Origin of the sequence: Synechococcus sp. R55.3, from assembly GCF_047461975.1 — a bacterium.
Classification (GTDB): Bacteria; Cyanobacteriota; Cyanobacteriia; order Thermostichales; family Thermostichaceae; genus Thermostichus.
Genome location: NZ_JANSIG010000150.1, coordinates 1 through 1,774 on the forward strand (window position 1 = coordinate 1; position 1,774 = coordinate 1,774).

Genomic DNA, 1,774 nt, shown 5'->3' on the forward strand with positions numbered 1-1,774 from the left:
CGCCCCTGGGTATCGACGATTTCCCCTGGCCTTTGCCCAAGGTACTGATCCAAAAAGCTCCGCATCGAGCCATAGGTTTCAATCAAGCAGAGATCCTGGCTTTCGGGCTTGTCGGCTGTAACCAGCCCGTAGCGGGCAGCCAACTGACGGGTTTGGGCCTTGGTGTACTCGCCCAAGGGGAAGAGGCTATGGGCTAGGTGCTCTTGGCTGAGGTCGTAGAGAAAATAGGACTGATCCTTCTGCCGATCTACCGCCCGCAGGAGTTGGTAACGTCCTAGCTCGGCGTTAAAGCGCACCCGTGCGTAGTGGCCGGTGGCCATCTGGGAGATGCCCAGCTTTTCGCGGGCATAGGCCAGCAACGGGCCGAATTTCACCAGCTTGTTGCATTGGGAGCAGGGCAGGGGAGTAATGCCCTCCGCGTAGCCGGCTACCAGGTAATCGACAATGTTGGCCTGGAACAGCTCGCGGCTATCCACCACATGGTGAGGGATCCCCAGCTGCTCACAAACAGCTGCCGCATCCACCAAGCCTTCGGTACAGCACTGCCCCTTCCCCCTCATGAGCCAGAGGGTGACCCCCTCCACGGCGTAGCCCTGTTCCTGCAAAAGGGCCGCCACCGTAGAGCTATCCACACCCCCAGAAAGGGCCGCCACAATGCGGGGCCGCGACGGGGATGCAACAGGTGAAACCGATGAGTGGGGGCTGATAACCATTGAGACAAGGGATCCTAGGAAAAGAAAGGCTCAGCCGGAAACAGAGGAGGCCTCTCTCTGGGGATTGGGGAACCCGGAACAAGCTGAGCCGGGATCTTTACTTTAGCCTTCCTCAGAATTGGCTGGCCCGGATCCCTTCTCAGGGGTGGTTTCTGAGATGCCCCTTTGCCGCAAGCGCCGCAGCGAATCCAGAGCCGCCGCCGCAACGCTATCGTGGGGATCCCTGGCCAGGTAGTTGAGAGCAGAAACGCTCTTGGGGGAAGGCAAATTGCCCAGCGCTTGGGCCAGCCGCTGCCGCACCAGCCAGTCTTCCGATTGGGCAAACCGCAGGATGTGATCCAGGGCCCGCGGATCCCCCAGTTCTCCCAAAGCTGCGATGGCCGCCTGTTGTAGCAGCTCTTCTGGCCCCTCCAACGCCCGCAGCAGCACGTCGTAAGCCCGCGGATCCTTCAAGTTCCCCAAGGCCACCGCGGCACTGAAGCGCACCAGCCACTCCACATCTTCGTAAAAGGCGCGCACCAGGGCCTCAAAAGCCCGCGGATCTTCCAAATAGCCCAGGGCACCTGCCGCGTCGGCGCGAATGCCATAATCCGGGTCTTGGGTGAGGATTTCCAGCAATTTGGGCAGACAGGCGTCCGTTTGCTTGATCCCCAGGGCAAAGACGGCAAAAGAGCGCACCTGCAGGTTCTCATCGTCGATGACCTGCAAAATCAGCGGCACCGCCTGCTCTGCCGGCACATCCCGCAACTGGGCCAAGGCCACCATCCGGTCCGCAGAACGCGGGCTGCGCAAGCGTTGAGCGATCTCCTGTAAACGGGCGGGGTTGGCGGGATCCAAAGCAGAGACAGTCATGGCGTTAACAAATATTTACAATCTTTCTTCAGTATGGCAAACGAGGCTGCGCTTGGACAGAGGCCGTCTTTGTCTGGCCCGGTCGGGATCTCTGGGGACATGGTGCCACTGTTTCGATCGACAAATCCTAGCACTGTTGTCGAGAAAAGCAGGTTGACTTGGCCCCATCACGAAGATTTTGGATATTTTGGTGGAGAGGATACGAGGCT

General features: G+C 59.6%; 2 protein-coding genes. Both read right to left on the bottom strand.

What is annotated here, in order from left to right:
* Positions 1 to 713, bottom strand: a 713-nt coding sequence (gene mnmA / locus NW849_RS14215; RefSeq protein WP_414358486.1) for a tRNA 2-thiouridine(34) synthase MnmA, incomplete at its 3' end; no start/stop codon positions are given.
* A gap of 102 nt (positions 714 to 815) precedes the next feature.
* Positions 816 to 1,565 carry a HEAT repeat domain-containing protein gene (locus tag NW849_RS14220; RefSeq protein WP_049749566.1) on the bottom strand — a complete coding sequence of 250 codons (750 nt, stop codon included), beginning with the start codon at positions 1,563 to 1,565 and terminating at the stop codon, positions 816 to 818.
* Positions 1,566 to 1,774: the final 209 nt, after the last annotated feature.